The sequence below is a fragment of the Pantoea sp. PNT03 genome, from assembly GCF_014852515.1.
Classification (GTDB): Bacteria; Pseudomonadota; Gammaproteobacteria; order Enterobacterales; family Enterobacteriaceae; genus Pantoea; species Pantoea leporis.
In genome coordinates this window covers 1,325,050-1,341,754 of record NZ_JACVBT010000001.1, presented here as the reverse complement: position 1 = coordinate 1,341,754, position 16,705 = coordinate 1,325,050, and the positions used below count along the sequence as shown (strand labels likewise).

At 58.4% G+C, this 16,705-nt stretch carries 17 protein-coding genes; 3 read left to right on the top strand and 14 right to left on the bottom strand.

Annotated elements, in window-relative coordinates:
• Nucleotides 1–7: 7 nt before the first annotated feature.
• From IB226_RS06295 to galB, 7 genes are all read right to left on the bottom strand, one after another.
• On the bottom strand, nucleotides 8–1,609 hold the full coding sequence (locus tag IB226_RS06295; protein ID WP_192234142.1) for a GMC family oxidoreductase: 1,602 nt from the start codon (nucleotides 1,607–1,609) through the stop codon (nucleotides 8–10).
• Nucleotides 1,602–2,129: a sugar dehydrogenase complex small subunit gene (locus tag IB226_RS06290; RefSeq protein WP_192234140.1), complete on the bottom strand. Its 528-nt coding sequence runs from the start codon at nucleotides 2,127–2,129 to the stop codon at nucleotides 1,602–1,604. Before IB226_RS06290 ends, IB226_RS06295 begins: the two co-directional genes overlap by 8 nt.
• A gap of 15 nt (nucleotides 2,130–2,144) precedes the next feature.
• Nucleotides 2,145–2,600, bottom strand: a complete 456-nt coding sequence (locus tag IB226_RS06285) for a heme-binding protein (protein WP_110866328.1) — start codon at nucleotides 2,598–2,600, stop codon at nucleotides 2,145–2,147.
• 116 nt (nucleotides 2,601–2,716) lie between these two features.
• On the bottom strand, nucleotides 2,717–3,601 hold the full coding sequence (locus tag IB226_RS06280; RefSeq protein WP_192234136.1) for an NAD(P)-dependent oxidoreductase: 885 nt from the start codon (nucleotides 3,599–3,601) through the stop codon (nucleotides 2,717–2,719).
• A gap of 3 nt (nucleotides 3,602–3,604) precedes the next feature.
• Nucleotides 3,605–4,693, bottom strand: coding sequence for a 4-oxalomesaconate tautomerase (locus IB226_RS06275; protein ID WP_192234134.1), 1,089 nt, complete (start codon nucleotides 4,691–4,693; stop codon nucleotides 3,605–3,607).
• Between the two features lie 3 nt (nucleotides 4,694–4,696).
• A complete protein-coding gene (locus IB226_RS06270; RefSeq protein ID WP_192234132.1) occupies nucleotides 4,697–5,410 on the bottom strand; it encodes a 4-carboxy-4-hydroxy-2-oxoadipate aldolase/oxaloacetate decarboxylase in 714 nt (237 codons plus the stop codon).
• Nucleotides 5,407–6,147: a 4-oxalmesaconate hydratase gene (gene galB, locus IB226_RS06265; protein ID WP_192234130.1), complete on the bottom strand. Its 741-nt coding sequence runs from the start codon at nucleotides 6,145–6,147 to the stop codon at nucleotides 5,407–5,409. Before galB ends, IB226_RS06270 begins: the two co-directional genes overlap by 4 nt.
• Nucleotides 6,148–6,277: 130 nt before the next feature.
• Here galB and IB226_RS06260 point away from each other — a divergent pair, with 130 nt between their 5' ends.
• Nucleotides 6,278–7,504, top strand: coding sequence for a LysR family transcriptional regulator (locus tag IB226_RS06260; protein ID WP_192234128.1), 1,227 nt, complete (start codon nucleotides 6,278–6,280; stop codon nucleotides 7,502–7,504).
• Here IB226_RS06260 and aroQ read toward each other — a convergent pair whose 3' ends face one another.
• From aroQ to IB226_RS23325, 6 genes are all read right to left on the bottom strand, one after another.
• Nucleotides 7,505–7,936: a type II 3-dehydroquinate dehydratase gene (aroQ, locus tag IB226_RS06255; RefSeq protein WP_101764144.1), complete on the bottom strand. Its 432-nt coding sequence runs from the start codon at nucleotides 7,934–7,936 to the stop codon at nucleotides 7,505–7,507.
• Nucleotides 7,933–8,772, bottom strand: a complete 840-nt coding sequence (locus IB226_RS06250; protein WP_192234126.1) for an amidohydrolase — start codon at nucleotides 8,770–8,772, stop codon at nucleotides 7,933–7,935. The genes aroQ and IB226_RS06250 overlap by 4 nt, the downstream gene beginning before the upstream one ends.
• Nucleotides 8,772–10,031 (bottom strand): gallate dioxygenase, encoded by a 1,260-nt coding sequence (locus tag IB226_RS06245; RefSeq protein ID WP_192234124.1) that lies wholly within the window; start codon nucleotides 10,029–10,031, stop codon nucleotides 8,772–8,774. The genes IB226_RS06250 and IB226_RS06245 overlap by 1 nt, the downstream gene beginning before the upstream one ends.
• Before the next feature lie 18 nt (nucleotides 10,032–10,049).
• Nucleotides 10,050–11,429 (bottom strand): aromatic acid/H+ symport family MFS transporter, encoded by a 1,380-nt coding sequence (locus IB226_RS06240; protein ID WP_110866319.1) that lies wholly within the window; start codon nucleotides 11,427–11,429, stop codon nucleotides 10,050–10,052.
• 402 nt (nucleotides 11,430–11,831) lie between these two features.
• On the bottom strand, nucleotides 11,832–13,562 hold the full coding sequence (argS, locus tag IB226_RS06235) for an arginine--tRNA ligase (protein ID WP_101764148.1): 1,731 nt from the start codon (nucleotides 13,560–13,562) through the stop codon (nucleotides 11,832–11,834).
• Between the two features lie 170 nt (nucleotides 13,563–13,732).
• A complete protein-coding gene (locus IB226_RS23325; RefSeq protein WP_007889544.1) occupies nucleotides 13,733–13,855 on the bottom strand; it encodes a hypothetical protein in 123 nt (40 codons plus the stop codon).
• Nucleotides 13,856–14,166: 311 nt separating this feature from the next.
• On the opposite strand from IB226_RS23325, the gene IB226_RS06230 reads away from it, so the two are divergent.
• The gene (locus tag IB226_RS06230; RefSeq protein ID WP_192234523.1) at nucleotides 14,167–14,727 is read left to right on the top strand and encodes a VOC family protein; all 561 of its coding nucleotides are present in this window, start codon (nucleotides 14,167–14,169) and stop codon (nucleotides 14,725–14,727) included.
• On the opposite strand, the gene IB226_RS06225 is transcribed toward IB226_RS06230, so the two are convergent.
• Nucleotides 14,724–15,863, bottom strand: a complete 1,140-nt coding sequence (locus IB226_RS06225) for a MalY/PatB family protein (protein WP_192234122.1) — start codon at nucleotides 15,861–15,863, stop codon at nucleotides 14,724–14,726. The two genes, IB226_RS06230 and IB226_RS06225, sit on opposite strands and share 4 nt — an antisense overlap.
• Nucleotides 15,864–15,948: 85 nt before the next feature.
• Here IB226_RS06225 and cutC point away from each other — a divergent pair, with 85 nt between their 5' ends.
• Nucleotides 15,949–16,701 carry a copper homeostasis protein CutC gene (gene cutC, locus IB226_RS06220; protein WP_101764150.1) on the top strand — a complete coding sequence of 251 codons (753 nt, stop codon included), beginning with the start codon at nucleotides 15,949–15,951 and terminating at the stop codon, nucleotides 16,699–16,701.
• The last annotated feature ends 4 nt before the right edge of the window (nucleotides 16,702–16,705 follow it).

Below are 16,705 nucleotides of genomic sequence, written 5' to 3'. Positions count from 1 at the left end.
GTGCTCCTTACAAGCTTGCCAGAACGCTATCGGCCATACGCAGCGCCAGCGCGGTTCCGGTCAGCGTTGAGTTGACCGTCGAGGCCGACGGCATAATGCCGGTGCCGGCGATAAACAGGTTCGGGTGATCGTGGGTGCGGCAGTGACCATCCACCACCGAATCCTGCGGATTGCTGCCCATGATCATGGTACCGGTGATGTGTTGGTTGTTGTCGTAGACGCCGCGTTTGCTGTAGACCGCCTCGGTGCCGCCCATCTCTTTCACCATGCGCTGGAAGTCGATCATCGACTGGTCGTAGCCGCGATGCACGTAGTCCGGGAAGCGGTAGTAAACCTCGAGGCGGGGAATGCCCCAGGCATCCTTCTCGGTTTTGCTCAGCGTGACGCGGTTCTGCGGCTCCGGCAGCATCTCCAGCAGGCACTTGAGCTGAACAAAACGCTCAGCCTGGAAGGCCAGTTTGTCGTTAAGCGCCTTGCCGTAATAGCCCTGACGCACCAGACGTTCGGTGAGATAACGCACCGGCGAGGTGTTGGCGAGGTCGATACGCAGCGCCGAGCGCTCACCACGGAAATCGCCGTCGCGCATGTTGTTGATGCTGCCGGGACGCATCGGCCCACGGCCAAACCACACCGGCTCATCGGCGTAGAACTCTACCGACGATCCTGGATGATCCATCAGATTGCGGCCCACCATGCCGGAACTGTTGGCGATGCCGTTCGGGTAGCGATCGCTGGTGGAGAGCAGCAGGATTTTCGGGCTTTCGATGCCGTTGGCGGTCAGGACAAACTGTTTGCCAGTGACGCGATGGCGCGCTTTGTTCTGATCGAGATAGTGCACCGCCTGAATGGTGCCTTTGTCGTCAGCCTCAATGCGGAACACCACCGCATTAGTGACGATTTTGACACCGGCATCCAGCGCCTTACGCGCGGCGATGCCGCCGTGGTACTGCGCATCGATCGGGCAAACCGGCATGCAGTTGTTGTTGCCGCAGCAGGCCGGACGCCCGTCATAGGCGATGCTGTTACGCGCCTGCGGACCAATGCCCACCTCATAACCCAACGGACCGAGTCGCTGCTTCAGACGATCAAAGCCATACGGCAGCGGAATGCCCGGCAGCGGATAAGGGCGCGAACGCGGCGAAGCCAGATCGCTGTCACCGGACACGCCCATCTGGTATTCGGCGTCGCAGTAATAGGGTTCCAGCTCGTCATAGCTGATCGGCCAGTCGCGGCCAATGCCGTACAGCGACTGAATGCGCATATCGTTCGGCAACAGGCGGAACGCTTGTCCAGCCCAGTGCCATGTGGTGCCGCCGGTGCCGCGCAGATATTGGGCGCGATAGGGATCCGGGCCTTTTTGAATCAGGTAATTGTTATCGCTGGGAATGAATTTTGGCTGCGGTGCCCATGGCTGCGGCGGATACGGTTCGGTGAAGTCGCCCTTAAACGGCGAATTGCGAAAATACTCCACCGCCTGATCGCGCTTAATCTCCGGGCCGGACTCCAGCATCAATACCGAAGCGCCTGCTTTGGCCATCTTCAGCGCCGCCAGTGAACCGGCAATGCCGGCGCCAATCACCACCACATCGGCGCTTAATGAATCAGACATGTGCTCTCCTTGCAGGCGGCTGCGTCCAGAAGTTAGGTTGCCCCGGCGCGTAGCTCGGTGGTAACAGGGAATCACGCACCAGCTGATAGCTGACGATATTCTCAAAAGCGATACATTGCGGGCGCGGCAGCGGGCCGACAACGCCGAGATACCAGCCGGAAACCAGCGCCTGATAAAGATCGTCGAGGGCTTTGGGTTGGGTACTCAGCAGCGCCAGCAGGCTGCTGCCGTTGGCGGTGGGTTGCTGCTGCAGCAGCGCGCTGAGCGTATCGAGCTGGCTATCCAGCTGCGGGAAATGTGCGTGCAGCCAGCTGTAGAGGCGCTGCGCCAGCAGGGCATCCGGCTGGTCCAGTCCGGTTAATCGGGCGGAAATCGCCGTGAAACTGGCGGACGGAGCCACTGCGGCGGCCAGCGGTGGCGAGGCGAAAGCCAGGCTGCCGGTGAGCGCCTGCGTCAGGACGCCAGCCACCAACAGGCCCGCCGTGCCGGTCAGCAACCGGCGGCGTGAAAGAGTCATCATGGAAATCCCCGAAAGTTATTTCAATGCCTGAGCGGCAGCCTCTGAAGCCTGATTATCCAGATCCTGTTTGGGGGTGCTGACGCCAACCGCGCCGACCACTTCATTCTGCAGCGTGAGCGGGAAACCGCCGCCGAGCGCCACCGCGTGCGGGATGGCGAGAACCGTGGTTTCGCCGCTCTGCAGACGCTGCATAAATTTCAGGGAAGGGGCGTGATACAGCGCCGAGGTGCGCGCTTTACCAATGGCGGCATCGACGCAGCCCGGCGATGCGCCGTCAAGGCGCTGGAAGGCCAGCAGCGTACCGCTGGCATCAACCACCGCTACACAGCCGGTGCTGTGCTGCGCGCTGATGCTGTTTTTGACACTGGTCATCACCTGGTTGGTGTGGCTGGCGTCCAGCGCGGCGGCGCTGGCCTGGTTAATACCCGCTGCCAGCAGCAGAGAAAGGGCGACAGATGCTCTAATCTTCATGTTTTGCTTCCGATAGTTATTGTTTTAAAACCTGCTTCTCGTCTCGCTTACGCTACGCTGTTACAAAAATGTAAACAATTGCCGATAAACAAAACGCATACCTCTATGCGTATAACTCATTGAGGTGGATAGATCTTATCCAGCGTCTGTTGCCAGACGAACGGCGTCAGTTGTTGATAGCGCAGGGAGCGGGCGTTTAACGCATCAATCAGCCCTTGCTGCGTGGCAACAATCGCTGCACTCATGGCGGCCGGTACCTTGACGTCCTGCAGCGTTTTCACCACTTCCTGCATCTCTTCGGCGCGTCGCTGGCCGTGCTCCGCCACGCGGCTAATCAGGTAGTGCGGCAGCTGATCGTTCCAGCCCAGCGACGGGAAACTGGCGTGCAGCGAGTCGAGCACCGCTTGCTCTACGCCATACTGGCGCGCCGCGCTCAGGCATTCGGTGGTCAGCGCCTCGAGGCCTTTGATCATCACGCTGCGGCACATCTTAATCGCTGAAGCTTCACCCACTTCGCCACCCAGCAGGCGGCTGTTGAGGCCCAGCTGTTGCAGCAGCGGCTGCACCTGTGTAGCCTGAGCGCCACCAATCAGCAGCGGCGTCGCCAGCCGCTTAGGCGGCACCGGCGCCATCACCGCTACGTCGATATAGCTGGCACCCGCAGCGTGAATCACTTCAGCCGCGGCGCGTTTGGTGTGCGGTGCCACCGAGTTGAGATCGAGAAAGTGCTGCCCGGCCTGTAACCGCGCTGCCGCCTGCTGCGCCACGTTGAGGGCCTGCGACGCGGTAACGGTGGAGAACACCAGCGCGGCATCCTGCAATGCATCCGCCAGCGAAGCGGCCAGCCGCACGCCGCTCTGCTGCGCTTTTTGCTGCAGCGCGGGCAGGGTTTCTGCCGCGAGGGCTTTGCGATCCCATACCGTCACCGCATTGCCCTGTGCCTGTAAATCATGGGCGAGAATGCCGCCCGCTTCGCCAAAACCGATAAAGGTGATGTTCATCAATTACTCCTTGCTGAAGGGCCAGACTGCCGCCGGAATCATGACTTCACCGGCGAAAATGGCACGCGCGGTGCGCAACAGACCGCAGCCCGCCAGCGGGTTATCGCCTTCGCGCTGCAGCAGCACGCTAAATTCACCGCTGGGATGTTCCACGCTCAGGCGCTGTTGAGGTTGCTGGCTGGTGCGTGCCAGTCCGTCGGCGACGCTGCCGGGGATCAGGCAGGCGCTGGCAACGCTGACCGCGCCAAGCACACCAATCGAGGCGTGGCAGCGGTGTGGAATAAAGGTGCGTGAACTGATGGCGCCGCCGTGACGCGCTTCGGCCAGCAGCGTGACTTTGGGCACCGTACGCTGGCTGACATCTCCTAAATTCATCCGCGGCCCGGCCTGCAGGCGGATCGACTCCAGCCGCTGCTTGAGCTCGCTGTCGTTATCTAACGCGTCGCGGCTTTCATAGCCGCTGCGATTGACATCCGCTGCACGCACCAGGATCACCGGCATGCCGTTGTCGATGCAGGTGACGTCAATGCCATCAAAACGATCGCGCGGCTGACCGGTTGGCAAAAGCGCGCCACAGCTCGATCCGGCAATGTCTTTGAAGGTGAGGGCGATCTCGCCTGCGCTGCCCGGTACGCCATCAATGCGTAAGTCGCCGTCATAGTCGACTTCACCGTCGGGCGTGGCGAACGCCGCCTCGGCAATCTGCCCGGTGTTCTGCATGAAAATGCGCACACGGGTGCGTTCGCTGCCAGCCTTAACCAACCCGCGTTCGACGGCGAAAGGCCCGACGGCGGCGAGGATATTGCCGCAGTTTTGCCCATAATCGACGCGGGCTTGATCGACGTTGACCTGGGCAAACAGGTAATCGACATCGGTATCGTCCCGCCGCGAAGCGCTGACGATCGCCACTTTGCTGGTGAGCGGATCGGCCCCGCCGAGGCCGTCAATTTGACGGATATCGGGCGAACCCATCACCGCCAGCAGTACCCGATCGAGGGCCGCCGGTTCGGCTGGCAGATCCTGTGCCAGAAAGCAGGCGGCTTTGGAGGTGCCGCCGCGCATCAGCAAGCAGGGAATGCGACGCTGGCGCATGGTTTATTCCTCCAGTTGATCGAGCGTGTCGAGATAGCGCAGTCCTTTTTCCGCCAGGCGCGGGCGCATCTGATAGATATCCAGTCCCAGCTCACCGGCCGCTAAACGCAGGCGTTTGCTCTCTTCCAGCTCTTCACGCTGACGCGCTTTGGCCGCCACGCTGGCGGCTTCATCGCGTGCCACCACCACCACGCCGTCGTCATCGGCGACGATAACGTCACCCGGCCAGATCAGCTGCCCGGCACACACCAGCGGCACATTCACCGAGCCGAGCGTCTCTTTCACCGTGCCCTGCGCATATACCGCACGCGACCAGACGGCAAAGCCCATCTCACGCAACGTGCGGCTATCGCGCACACCGACATCCGCCACCAGCCCGCGCACGCCGCGCGCCTGCAGCGAGGTCGCCAGCAGATCGCCGAAGAAGCCGTCGCTGCACGGCGAGGTCGGCGCGACCACCAGCACATCGCCCGGCTGGCAGAGCTCCACCGCGACGTGAAACATCCAGTTATCGCCGGGTGCGACCAGCACGGTGACCGCGCTGCCCGCAATAGCACAATCCTGCTGAATCGGACGAAGGGCAGGATCGAGCAAACCTTTACGCCCCTGCGCTTCATGCACGGTGGCGACGCCAAAGCGCGCCAGTGCGTCGATATCCGCGGCTACCGCGCGCGGGATGTGGCGCACCGCGACGCCTTTTTTCGCGATGATGCTCATGCCAGATCCTCCGTTACGCGCGGGAAGATGCTCTGATAACCTTCGCCATAAATGATGTCGCGGCGGGTGGTAATGCCGACGTTACGCTTGGCCTGCACACCGCGCTGCTGCGCTACGCGCGTGTAGTATTCCCACAGATGTTCCTGCCCGGCCATGCACTGAATCGCCTGATATTTTTTGTCCCACACCGAGGTGATATCCAGCAGCACATCCGGCTTCCAGTTGCACTGCTCAGGCTGGTGCGGCTCGAAGCAGTACACCGGTGGTGCACCGACAATTTTTTCGCCCGGACGGTAGCCTTCGGCCTGGGCGATAATGCGCGCCTCCTGCGCCAGATGCGTGGCCATCGGGTGATCGTAGTTGTAGGGATCCTGCAAGGAATGGGTCAGAACAAAGTGCGGTTGCACCCGGCGATAGACGTCCGCGAGGCGGAACAGGGTTTCTTTATCGGCACGCAGCGGATAATCACCGAGATCAAAAAATTCAATGCTAGCACCGAGGATCTCGGCGGCGGCCTGCGCCTCGCTGCGGCGGGCGGCTTTGACTTTCGCCTCGCTCATCTCCCCCTTGCGCCACAGCTTGGCCGATTCGCCGCGCTCACCAAATGAGAGGCAGACAACGTGAACGTCATAGCCCTGCGCATGGTGCAGCGCGATGGCACCGCCGGCGCGCCAGACAAAATCCGCTGAGTGAGCGCTGACCACCAGCGCGGTTTTTTTTGGGGTGTTGTTAGTCATGGCATACTCCTCCGCTGTTTTTTTCCATGCTGTCACTGCCCACCTGGCGGCGATAATTCATTTCATTGCAGCGGGTATGCGTTTTATTTATATTGCGACATCGAACGGTGGTGAAAACAGGCAGGGAAAGATGGCGGAAAAGGGCACGCAGGAGCTGACAAATCTGATGCAAATCAGGGCATTTAGTCAGGTGGTAGCACAAGGCAGTGTCTCACGGGCAGCGGATGAATTATTTCGCACCCAGTCGGCCATTACCCGCGCCATTCGCGACCTGGAACTCACCTTAGGCGTCACGCTATTTGAACGTCACGCCGGCGGCATGATGCTGACTGACTTCGGTAAATGTGTGCTGCCGCGTGCGCTGCGGGCGATTGAGGAACTGCATCAGGTGCCGCAGCGGCTGGCTAAATTGCAGGGACGCGGTGCGCAGCGTAGCGATGCGGAACCGCTGTGGCTGTTTAACGTGCGTCGGCTGCAAATTTTTATCACGCTGTGCCAGACGCGGCATATGCAGACGGTAGCGGCACGTCTCGGACTGAGCCAGCCGGCGGTGAGCGCCGCGCTGCGCGTGCTGGAAAACGGCGCGGGCATCGCGCTGCTGGAGCGCACGCCGCACGGCATGATGCCTTCGCTGGCCGGACGTGAAATCGAAGCCAACGTGCGGCGTGCGCTGAATGAATTGCGCCATATTCCGGCCGATATTGCTGCCCGCAGCGGAATACTTGAGGGAACGGTGCGCGTGGGCGCATTGCCGCTGGGACGCACGCGTATCCTGCCGCAGGCGATCGTGATGCTGACGGCGCGCTATCCGGGCGTGCGCGTGGTCACCAGTGAAAGCGCCTTTGGCGTGCTGGCCTCGGAGATGCGCTCGGGCGATATCGATTTTATTTTTGGCGCGCTGCGCCGCGATGAAGATGCGCTGGACGTCACGCGCGAGACGCTGTTCTCCGAACGCATGGTGCTGCTGGCGCGTCACGATCATCCGCTGGTGGGACGTGAGCTCTCTACCGAAGATCTGCGCGCGGCGCGTTGGGTGCTGCCGCGTTCGGCCACGCCGGCACGTTATCTGCTGAATAACAGTTTTCAGGCGATGGGCATTCCGGCACCCGATCCGGTGGTGGAGACCGGCGATCTGGCGTTGGTGCGCGGCTTGCTGATGCAGTCGGATATGCTGGCGGCGGTCTCCGCGCACCAGCTGGAAGTGGAACTGGCGTCCGGCGCGCTGGTGGCGTTGCCGGTGCCTTTGCCGGATACCGATCGCGCTATCGGGCTGACGGTGCGGGCGGGCTGTCTGCACTCACCGGCAGCGGATGCGTTGATCCGCTGCCTGCGTGAAGTGTGCGGGCAGGACCAATAATCAACCTGCGCGCGCCGCTTCCATCAACGCATAGCGGTAACCGCGAATGCCGTAGCCGCAGATCACGCCTTGTGCGACGTCGGAAAGATAGGAGTGATGACGGAAAGGCTCACGCTTGTGCACGTTGGTGATGTGCACTTCCCACAGCGGCAACCCCACGCCGGTGACCGCATCGCGGATCGCCACCGAGGTGTGCGTCCACGCTGCCGGGTTGATCACCAGCGCCTGCGCTTCGAGACGAGCCTGCTGAATCCACTCAATCATTTCCCCTTCGTGGTTGGTCTGGCGAAACTCAATCGTCACGCCCAGCTCTTCCGCCGTTGCGCGGCACAGCGCTTCGACGCTTTGCAGCGTGTCGGAACCGTAGGTTTCTGGCTCGCGGGTGCCCAGTAGATTGAGGTTCGGGCCGTTCAGTACATAGATGGTTCTCATCGTGACTCCTGTAATTCAGTAAAACCAAACAGCCGCTGTGGCGTGTGCCAAAGCACCTGACGGCGGCTCTTTTCATCGGGGATCAGCTGTTCGATCAGCAGCAGTTGCGTGCCCATATCCATGCGTTCACTGGCGCGCAGGAAAGGCCAGTCCGATCCCCACATGCAGTTTTCCGCGCCGAAAGCGTCCAGCAATGCCAGCAGGTAAGGATGACCATCGCTGAAGGGATAGGGCTGCCGGGAGAATTTCGCCAGCCCGGAGAGCTTGACGCTGGTGCGCTGCTGGCCGGCCAGCGACAGCAGCGCATGAAAGGCTGGTTGTGCTACGCCCGCGCTGACGTCAGGCCGACCGGAGTGATCGATCAGCAAACGCGTGCGGGTGCGTGACAGCAGCGGCATCAGCGCCAGTAGCTGATCGTTTTGCACCTGAATCTGGGCAAAGAGATCCAACTCCGCCAGCCTGCCCATCAGGGCATCAAGCTGGAGAAACGGCTCGGTGCCCAGCATCGCCACGTTAAGCGCAATGCCGACGATGCCTTGATCTTTCAGGCTGGCGAGCGTGTCGCTCTCCACGTCACGCGGCGTGACGGCAATCCCTTTAAAACGTCCTGCACCGCGCTTGATGGTATCCAGCAGGCAGCGGTTATCGGTGTTATATCCCGACGTCGGGCCGACAATCAGCGAGTGGCGGATGTTATACGCCTGCATCACGGCACGATAGTAATCCGGCGTCGCCAGCTCGTGTCCGTCCGGGTTATAGGCGCTCTCGGGCGCCCAGGGAAAGTTTACTGGATCAAAAACGTGGTGATGGCAGTCGATGATCGGTTGCGTAAACATCAGTCTGCTTTCCCCGCCACCGAATAGAGCACCTGCTGATTGCGCGTCTGCTGGAACTGTTCCAGCGTTTCACCCCGCATCGCTGAGTAGATATGCAGGTTAGAGACGCCCACCACCGCACCCAGTTTTTCCAGCAGGAAGAAGCTGACGCCGTAATGGATCATGCCGCGCCAGTCGAGCTGGGTCATCAGCGTTTGCTCTTCAGCGCTCAGTCCGGCTTCCTGATACAACGCCTGTGGAGCTTCGCGGAATCGCTTACGCCATTCTGGCTGAATCATGCGGTGCAGGAAGCGGTTGATGCGCAGCGCTTTCAGGCTGCGCGCCTGGGTGAACGGATAGGTGCCGGGCAGTTTTTCCACGCCGCTGAGTTGCAGATTGATCTTATCGCGCTGGCGCTGGTGCACATCGACCGGCGCTTCGCGTGACTGATTTTCGAGGATCAGCGTGGCGATCCCGGTCATCGAAGGCAGATAGTAATCCTGATGCAGTTTCTCGACGTTGGCCGACAGCGCACCGCGCATGATCAGCCACATAATCACTTCCGCACCTTCCAGGCCGCCGAGCGTGGCGTATTCAGCCAGCGTTATTTCGGTCAGACGTTCGGGATCGTTAATCAATAGATCGATAAACTGCGCATCCCATTCGGGATTGTTGAAGCCGCAGCGCTCGCCGTGTACCTGATGTGAAACGCCGCCGGTCGCGACCACCGCGACTTTTAGATCCTCCGGGAAACTTTCTACCGCGCGCTTCAGCGCCTGGCCGAGTTTATAGCAGCGACGCGCCGTCGGGATCGGGAACTGCAACACGCCGACCGCCAGCGGAACCACCTGCATCGGCCAGCCGCCTTGCCACGGTGCCAGCGCCGACAGCGGCGAAAACAGGCCGTGATCCAGCGCTTTGTCCTGGAAGAATGACATATCGAACTCATCCGCCATCAGGCTGGCACCAATATGCTGTGACAGCGCCGCATGGCCTTTTACCGGCGGCAGATCGCGCGGGCCGCCGCCTTCATCCGCAACGGCATATTCGTCATCAATGCCCAGCACAAACGCCGAGTAGTGATCAAAAAAGAAGGAGGTGACGTGATCGTTAAACACATACAGCAGCACATCCGGTTTTTTCTCCTCCAGCCAGCGCTGCATTGGGGCAAAGCCATCGAAAATCGGGGCCCATGCGCCTTCCTGCTGCTTGTTGTGATCAACCGCAAAGCCAATGGTGGGAGTATGGGAAACCGCTAAACCGCCTATGATTTTAGCCATAATTTGTTGACCTCTACTTCATCGATTATTGAGGGTACGCGACAGGGACGGCAGGTCGTTAAGGTCGATGCCTTTAACCTGACGGGCCACCTGTGCAGGGTGATGTCGGGTGATGGAAAGTGCCGCCAAAACTGCCGGGAGCGACAAAACGATAAAAATGGCTGTTTGCCCAGGGAACACGCCGAGCAGCACGCCGCCCAGCGACGAGCTGATAATGGCGCCGCTACGACCAATGCCGTGCATCCAGCACACGCCGGTGGCGCGCATTTCGGTGGGATAAAAGGCCGGGGAGAAGGCCTGCAATCCGGTTTGCGCACCGTTGATGCAGACGCCAGCGAAGAACACCAGCAGCGCCAGCACATTCGGGCCAAAGCTCCAGATGCCCTGCGACACCAGGCAGAAGCTGCCCAGCAGATAGAACAGGGCGATCACATATTTCGCTTTGAAACGGTCCATCAGCCCACCAACCATCAGGCCGCCAAAGGTGCCGCCCAGCTGGAATAAGCCCGCCACAATCGCCGCGCGCTCCAGCGTTACGCCGCCAGAACGCAGGATGGTTGGCAGCCAGCCGTTAAGCAGGTAGATGACGAATAGCCCCATGAAATAGGTGAGCCATAACACCACCGTGCCGCCTGCATAGCCGCGGCTGAACAGCTGCAGCACCTGCGCTTTTTTCGGGATGATTGGAGCATTGAGCACAAAGGCGGTGCCAGCGGAGAATTCGCCGCCCAAACGTTTGAGCACGGCGGCAATCTTGTCGCGACTGACTTTGCGCACCACCATATACATCGCTGATTCCGGCAGCAGCCACAGCAGCAGCGGCAACATCAGTAGCGGCAGCAAGCCCCCTAAACCCAGCACCGCTTGCCAGCCAAAGTGTGGCAGCATGCCGGCGGCAATGAATCCGCCCAATCCGGAACCGATATTAAATCCGCTGTACATCACGGTGATCATCAGGCTGCGACGGCGTTCCGGCATATATTCCGACACCAGCGTGACGCAGTTGGGCATCACCGCACCGAGACCGAGACCGGTGAGAAAACGTAACACACCCATTTCCAGCGGCGTGCGCGCGAAGGCGCTCATCAGGCTGAAGCAGGCGAAGACGGCAATCGACAGCAGCAGCACGCGTTTGCGGCCAAATTTGTCGGACCACGGACCGGCAATTAGCGCGCCAATCGCCACGCCAAACATCGCGGCACCGAGAATCGGCCCCATTTCCGCATGGCTGATGCCCCAGTCTTCAATCAGCGCGGGCGCAATGAAACCCATCGCTGCCGCGTCGTAGCCATCAAACATGATGATGATGAAGCACAGGCTGAGGGTCAGCCACTGGTATCCGGTGATCGGGCGGGCGTCGATCCAGCCTTTTACGTCGATAATGTCGTGATTGCTCATAGGATACGCTCTGATTTTTTTATTAATAACGTTATCGGGTTGAGATTTTTTTCTGCCCTGACATTAGCCGGGGGCATCACTTTAACCCGATTGCAGGGGGTGAGTTTTATAGTTTTTAGCTGTTAAAACAGCTTGTTGCATGTTTTTATGTTCTTGCTTCCATAACCAAATTAGGGATGGCGTGCGAGTTTGTCTGCCATAAAATGGTTATGAAGGTATGAGTTTTGTTTATTTGGTGAGCTGTGTCGGAAAAATGAGAAAGCGTATCGAGGCTGAGGAATGGCGGGTATTGGGCACGGCAGCAGCGCTATTCAGAGCGGGCTGAAGAGCAAAATTTTGTCAGAGGGGAAAAAAGGGGGAAAGCAAGCGGAGAGCCATTTGTGGCGCTCTCCGCCAGAGGTATTACATGCGTTCGACGGTTTTAATGCCCAGCGTATCCAGACCTTGCTTCAGCGTTTTCGCGGTTAACGCGGCCAGCTGCAGGCGGCTCTGACGGATGTTCTCGTCCTCGGCGGAGAGAATAGGGCAGTGTTCGTAGAAGCCAGAGAACTGGCCGGCCAGATCGTACAGATAAGCACACATCACATGTGGTGTACCGTCGCGCGCGACCTGCGTTATCACTTCTTCGAACTGCAGCAGACGCGTAGCCAACTGCGCTTCACGCTCTTCAGTCAGCACGATGTCACCGCTCAGGCTATCGGCATCAATGCCGGCTTTGCGGAACACCGACAGCACGCGCGTGTAGGCGTATTGCATGTAAGGCGCCGTGTTGCCTTCGAAGGCCAGCATGTTGTCCCAGTCGAAGATGTAATCGGTGGTGCGGCTTTTTGACAGGTCAGCGTATTTCACTGCGCCGATGCCGACCACTTCCGACAGATCCTTCAGCTCTTGCGCGGACATCTCTGGATTCTTTTCGCTGACCAACGCATGCGCGCGTTCAACCGCTTCATCCAGCAAATCGGCGAGACGAATAGTGCCGCCGCTGCGGGTTTTAAATGGACGACCATCTTTACCCAGCATCATGCCGAAGGCGTGATGCTCAAGCGGTACCGATTCCGGCACGTAACCGGCTTTACGCACGATGGTCCACGCCTGCTGCAGATGCTGATGCTGACGGGAATCGATGTAATAGAGCACGCGATCGGCATGCAGGGTTTCGAAACGGTATTTGGCGCAGGCGATGTCGGTGGTGGTGTAGAGATAGCCGCCATCTTTCTTCTGAATGATCACGCCCATCGGTTCGCCTTCCTTGTTTTTGAACTCATCAAGGAAAACCACCGTGGCGCCTTCGCTGGTCACCGCCAGGCCTTTTTCGCGCAGATCGGCAACGATGCCTGGCAGCATGTCGTTGTACAGGCTTTCACCCATCACATCTTTGCGCGTCAGCGTCACGTTCAGGCGGTCATACACCTGCTGATTCTGGCTCATGGTAATATCTACCAGCTTCTTCCACATGCTGCGGCAATATTCGTCGCCACCCTGCAGTTTCACCACGTAATTACGCGCGCGCTCGGCGAAGGCTTCGTCGGCATCGTAGGTCACTTTGGCTTCGCGGTAGAAAGCTTCCAGGTCAGCCAGTGCGATCTCTTCGTGATGTTCGTTCTGCTGCTTTTCCAGATAGGCAATCAGCATACCGAACTGCGTGCCCCAGTCGCCGACGTGGTTGGCGCGGATCACGTTATGGCCAAGGAACTCCAGCGTACGCACTGCGGCATCACCAATGATGGTGGAGCGGACGTGACCGACGTGCATCTGCTTCGCTACGTTAGGCGCGGAGTAATCCACCACGACAGTTTGTGGCGCAACCGCACTCACGCCAAGACGCGGCAGCTGCAGCGCCTGCGCGGTTTGCGCCGCCAGCCATGCACGATCGAGGAAGATATTGATAAAGCCGGGACCGGCGATTTCGACTTTGCTGGCGATGCCGTTAAGATCCAGATGCTGAATCACCTGCTCAGCCAGTTGTCGCGGTGCCTGACCGAGCTTTTTCGCTACGGCCATCATGCCGTTTGCCTGGTAATCACCGAACTGTACCTTCGCAGACTGGCGAACCTGAGGTTCGCAATCGGCAGGCGCACCCGCCGCAATCATTGCCTGACTGACTTTGTCGGAAAGAAGAGCCTGAATATTCACCGCGTTACCTTCATATGCTGAAAAGGCCCGCCTGTAGGCGGCGAGCCGATGTCGTCATCCCGCAACTGCGCGGCGGGACGGAAAAATAAGAGGGGAAGTATACGTGAAATGTTAAAGTGAGTCAGCTATTCGGTATCTGATGACAGGCAACATCGGGCCCCCAGCGCCGATTAACGGCGCCGCGGGTGACGACGAGGATTTTTAACGCTTTTGTCTTCACGCACCTTCCAATGGCGGGAAATTGCAAATCCCATTAATGCAATCAGGACTGCGACAACAATGAGCATAGACATAAGGCCGTTCCTTGTAGTTGTGAAACCCAAATTTATAAGAAAGGGTTTCAAGCTGCAATTGTTTGCAATTTAAATAAGATTTATCTCATTGTATTAACTATTATGATTAAAAACATATATTTAGCCTACTTTCATAAAGTAACTGCTGGACCTGATTAGGTGATAAATCTGAAATGAATGGTCTATTTATGCGGTTTTTAGCCTTTTTGGCGCCTAAATCGGATGAATCCGACAATTTTGTCAAGCGGAATCAACGGTTAGCAAATTTCATATTGATTAGTAAACCTGAACTGAATTAGAGGTAAGGCATGATGCAGACCCACTTTCCTGTGGAATTGGATGATTTACAACAAGACATGGCGCGTTTTGAGCAGTCGCTGATGAATTTTTCTGAGCGTTTAGGCATTAACCTGGCTGAACATGAAGCCGATCACGTCGCGGTGCGCTGCCACCAGTTTGCAACAGCAGAACGCTGGAAATCTGGCTTATTGCAGATGGGCACACAGTTTTCCGAGGCAATGATCAATGGTCGCCCGATTTGTCTGTTCAAACTGCATCAGCCACTGAACCTGGCGGGCTGGCAAATTGATGTGATTGAATTGCCGTGGCCAGGCGAAAAGCTGTATCGCCACGAAGGGTGGGAACATGTAGAGATTGTACTGCGTGGAGAACCGGAAACGCTGGGCATGCGGGCGATGGCGCTGCTTTCTGATGATGCGCTGACACAGCCGGGCATCTCGTTTAAAACCAGCGCGCCCAAAGGCGAGAACGAGCGGTTGCCCAATCCGACGCTGGCGGTGACGGACGGGCAAACCACCATTAAGTTTCATCCATGGCGACTGGAAGAGATTGTCGCCAGTGAGCAGGCTTAACGCCGCGCCGCGACCGCTTTTTGCAAACGCGTGACCGCCTGTTCCAGCGTGGCGCGCGTACAGCCAAAGTTGAAGCGCACGAAATTATCATCGCCAAAATCGTGGCCCGGCGAAAAACCGAGGCCGTGCTGCTCGAAATACGCCATCGGATTGGCGACATCCAGTTTGCTGGCGTCGATCCATCCCAAATAGGTCGCTTCCGGCGCGGCCATCTGCAATTCTGGCAGTGCATTCACCTGCGCCACCAGCCAGTCGCGATTGGCGCGTAGATAATCCAGCTGCGCTGCCAGCCATGCATCGCCATCGCGCCACGCCGCTTCGGCAGCTACCAACGCCAGAATATCCACGCCAGGCACGATGCCTTCACGTACGCGTTTGAACCGCGCACGCAACTCCGGATTGGGAATGATCGCCAGCGACGCGCCCAATCCGGCAATATTGAAGGTTTTCGATGGCGACAGCAGCGTGATGCTGCGCTGTGCGGCATCTTCACTTAACGTAGCAAAGGGAATATGCTGTGCGCCGGGTGACAGCAATAAATCGCAGTGGATTTCATCGGAGCAGACGATCAAATCATGCTGCTGCGCAAACGCCAGCTGCGCTTCCAGCTCGTCACGACGATAAACCGTGCCGCCCGGATTCTGCGGATTACACAGCATCAGCAGGCGTTCATTGCCCTGCATCGCGCTATTATCCAGATTCATCACCCAGCGATCGTCTTGTAAACGCAGCGGTAAATTTACCTGTGCGCGGTTGGCCAGCTTTGCTGCACCGCGAAACGGCGGATAGATCGGCGTCGGGGAAACGGTGGATTCGCCAAACTCCGTGAATGCGCGGACCGAAAGATTCAAACCGCACACCACGCCGGGCAATAACACAATCCAGTCCGGTTCAATCTGCCAGTTGTAGCGCTGCGCTAAACGCGAAAGGGTGATATCAATCAATCCGGTTGGCGTTGCGCCATAGCCAAATACACCGTGCTCAGCGCGCTGTTTAATGGCCTCAATCACACTCGGCGGCGAACGAAAATCGCTGTCTGCGACCCAGAGCGGCAGCACATCGCGATCACCATATTTGTGCCATTTCAAACTATCGCTGTGACGACGGTCTATCCATTGATTAAAATCGAATGCCATAGTGCGAGTTCCACGTAAACTGTCCAATTAAGTAGACTAACTGAAGCATTCATCCCGAGCCAGAAGTCATGAGAAGGAGCATGGTATGACGAAACTGGAAATTTGTTGCTACGGCATCGACTGCGCAATGACTGCGCAGCTGTCCGGTGCCGATCGCGTGGAGCTGTGCAGTGCACCGCGCGAAGGTGGGTTGACGCCTTCAGCCGGCGTGCTGGAAGCGGCACGACGTGAAATTTCGATCCCGGTACATCCTATCGTCCGTCCGCGCGGCGGCGATTTTTGCTACACCCACTTTGAGTTTGAGTCGATGAAATCGGACGTTGCGCTAATGCGTGAACTCGGTTTTCCCGGCTTAGTGATTGGCATGCTGGATGAAGATGCGCATGTCGATATTGCTCGTATGCAGCAGATTATGAAGCTGTGTGACGGCATGGACGTCACCTTCCATCGCGCCTTTGATTTATGCCACAGCCCGAAACGCTCACTTGAGGTGCTGGCTGATTTAGGCATCGCGCGGATCCTGACGTCTGGTCAGCAGCAGAGTGCCGAAGCAGGAATTGCATTATTAAGGGAACTAAATGAACACAGCACAGGTCCAATTATTATGGCCGGTGCGGGCGTACGTTTGAGCAACATCCAGAAATTCATCGACAGTGGATTGCAGGAAGTCCACAGCTCCGCCAGCCGTTTAGTCGCTTCGCCGATGCGCTACCGTAAAGCCGGTGTTTCCATGTGCTCCGAAGCCGAAACCGATGAATTCAGTCGCTATTGCGTTGATGGTGATGTGGTTGAAGCCATGAAAAGCATGACGCAGTTGAGCGCCGTCCGGGTAGCCTGAATTC

Excerpts from the sequence above, each read along its gene's own strand:
- IB226_RS06290 (WP_192234140.1), bottom strand. The coding sequence starts at position 2,129 with ATGATGACTCTTTCACGCCGCCGGTTGCTGACCGGCACGGCGGGCCTG.
- IB226_RS06285 (WP_110866328.1), bottom strand. The coding sequence starts at position 2,600 with ATGAAGATTAGAGCATCTGTCGCCCTTTCTCTGCTGCTGGCAGCGGGT.
- IB226_RS06275 (WP_192234134.1), bottom strand. The coding sequence starts at position 4,693 with ATGCGCCAGCGTCGCATTCCCTGCTTGCTGATGCGCGGCGGCACCTCC.
- cutC (WP_101764150.1), top strand. The coding sequence starts at position 15,949 with ATGACGAAACTGGAAATTTGTTGCTACGGCATCGACTGCGCAATGACT.
- galB (WP_192234130.1), bottom strand. The coding sequence starts at position 6,147 with ATGACTAACAACACCCCAAAAAAAACCGCGCTGGTGGTCAGCGCTCAC.
- IB226_RS23325 (WP_007889544.1), bottom strand. The coding sequence starts at position 13,855 with ATGTCTATGCTCATTGTTGTCGCAGTCCTGATTGCATTAATGGGATTT.
- IB226_RS06230 (WP_192234523.1), top strand. The coding sequence starts at position 14,167 with ATGCAGACCCACTTTCCTGTGGAATTGGATGATTTACAACAAGACATG.
- IB226_RS06245 (WP_192234124.1), bottom strand. The coding sequence starts at position 10,031 with ATGGCTAAAATCATAGGCGGTTTAGCGGTTTCCCATACTCCCACCATT.
- IB226_RS06240 (WP_110866319.1), bottom strand. The coding sequence starts at position 11,429 with ATGAGCAATCACGACATTATCGACGTAAAAGGCTGGATCGACGCCCGC.
- IB226_RS06270 (WP_192234132.1), bottom strand. The coding sequence starts at position 5,410 with ATGAGCATCATCGCGAAAAAAGGCGTCGCGGTGCGCCACATCCCGCGC.
- IB226_RS06280 (WP_192234136.1), bottom strand. The coding sequence starts at position 3,601 with ATGAACATCACCTTTATCGGTTTTGGCGAAGCGGGCGGCATTCTCGCC.
- aroQ (WP_101764144.1), bottom strand. The coding sequence starts at position 7,936 with ATGAGAACCATCTATGTACTGAACGGCCCGAACCTCAATCTACTGGGC.
- IB226_RS06295 (WP_192234142.1), bottom strand. The coding sequence starts at position 1,609 with ATGTCTGATTCATTAAGCGCCGATGTGGTGGTGATTGGCGCCGGCATT.
- IB226_RS06250 (WP_192234126.1), bottom strand. The coding sequence starts at position 8,772 with ATGTTTACGCAACCGATCATCGACTGCCATCACCACGTTTTTGATCCA.
- IB226_RS06225 (WP_192234122.1), bottom strand. The coding sequence starts at position 15,863 with ATGGCATTCGATTTTAATCAATGGATAGACCGTCGTCACAGCGATAGT.
- IB226_RS06260 (WP_192234128.1), top strand. The coding sequence starts at position 6,278 with ATGGCGGAAAAGGGCACGCAGGAGCTGACAAATCTGATGCAAATCAGG.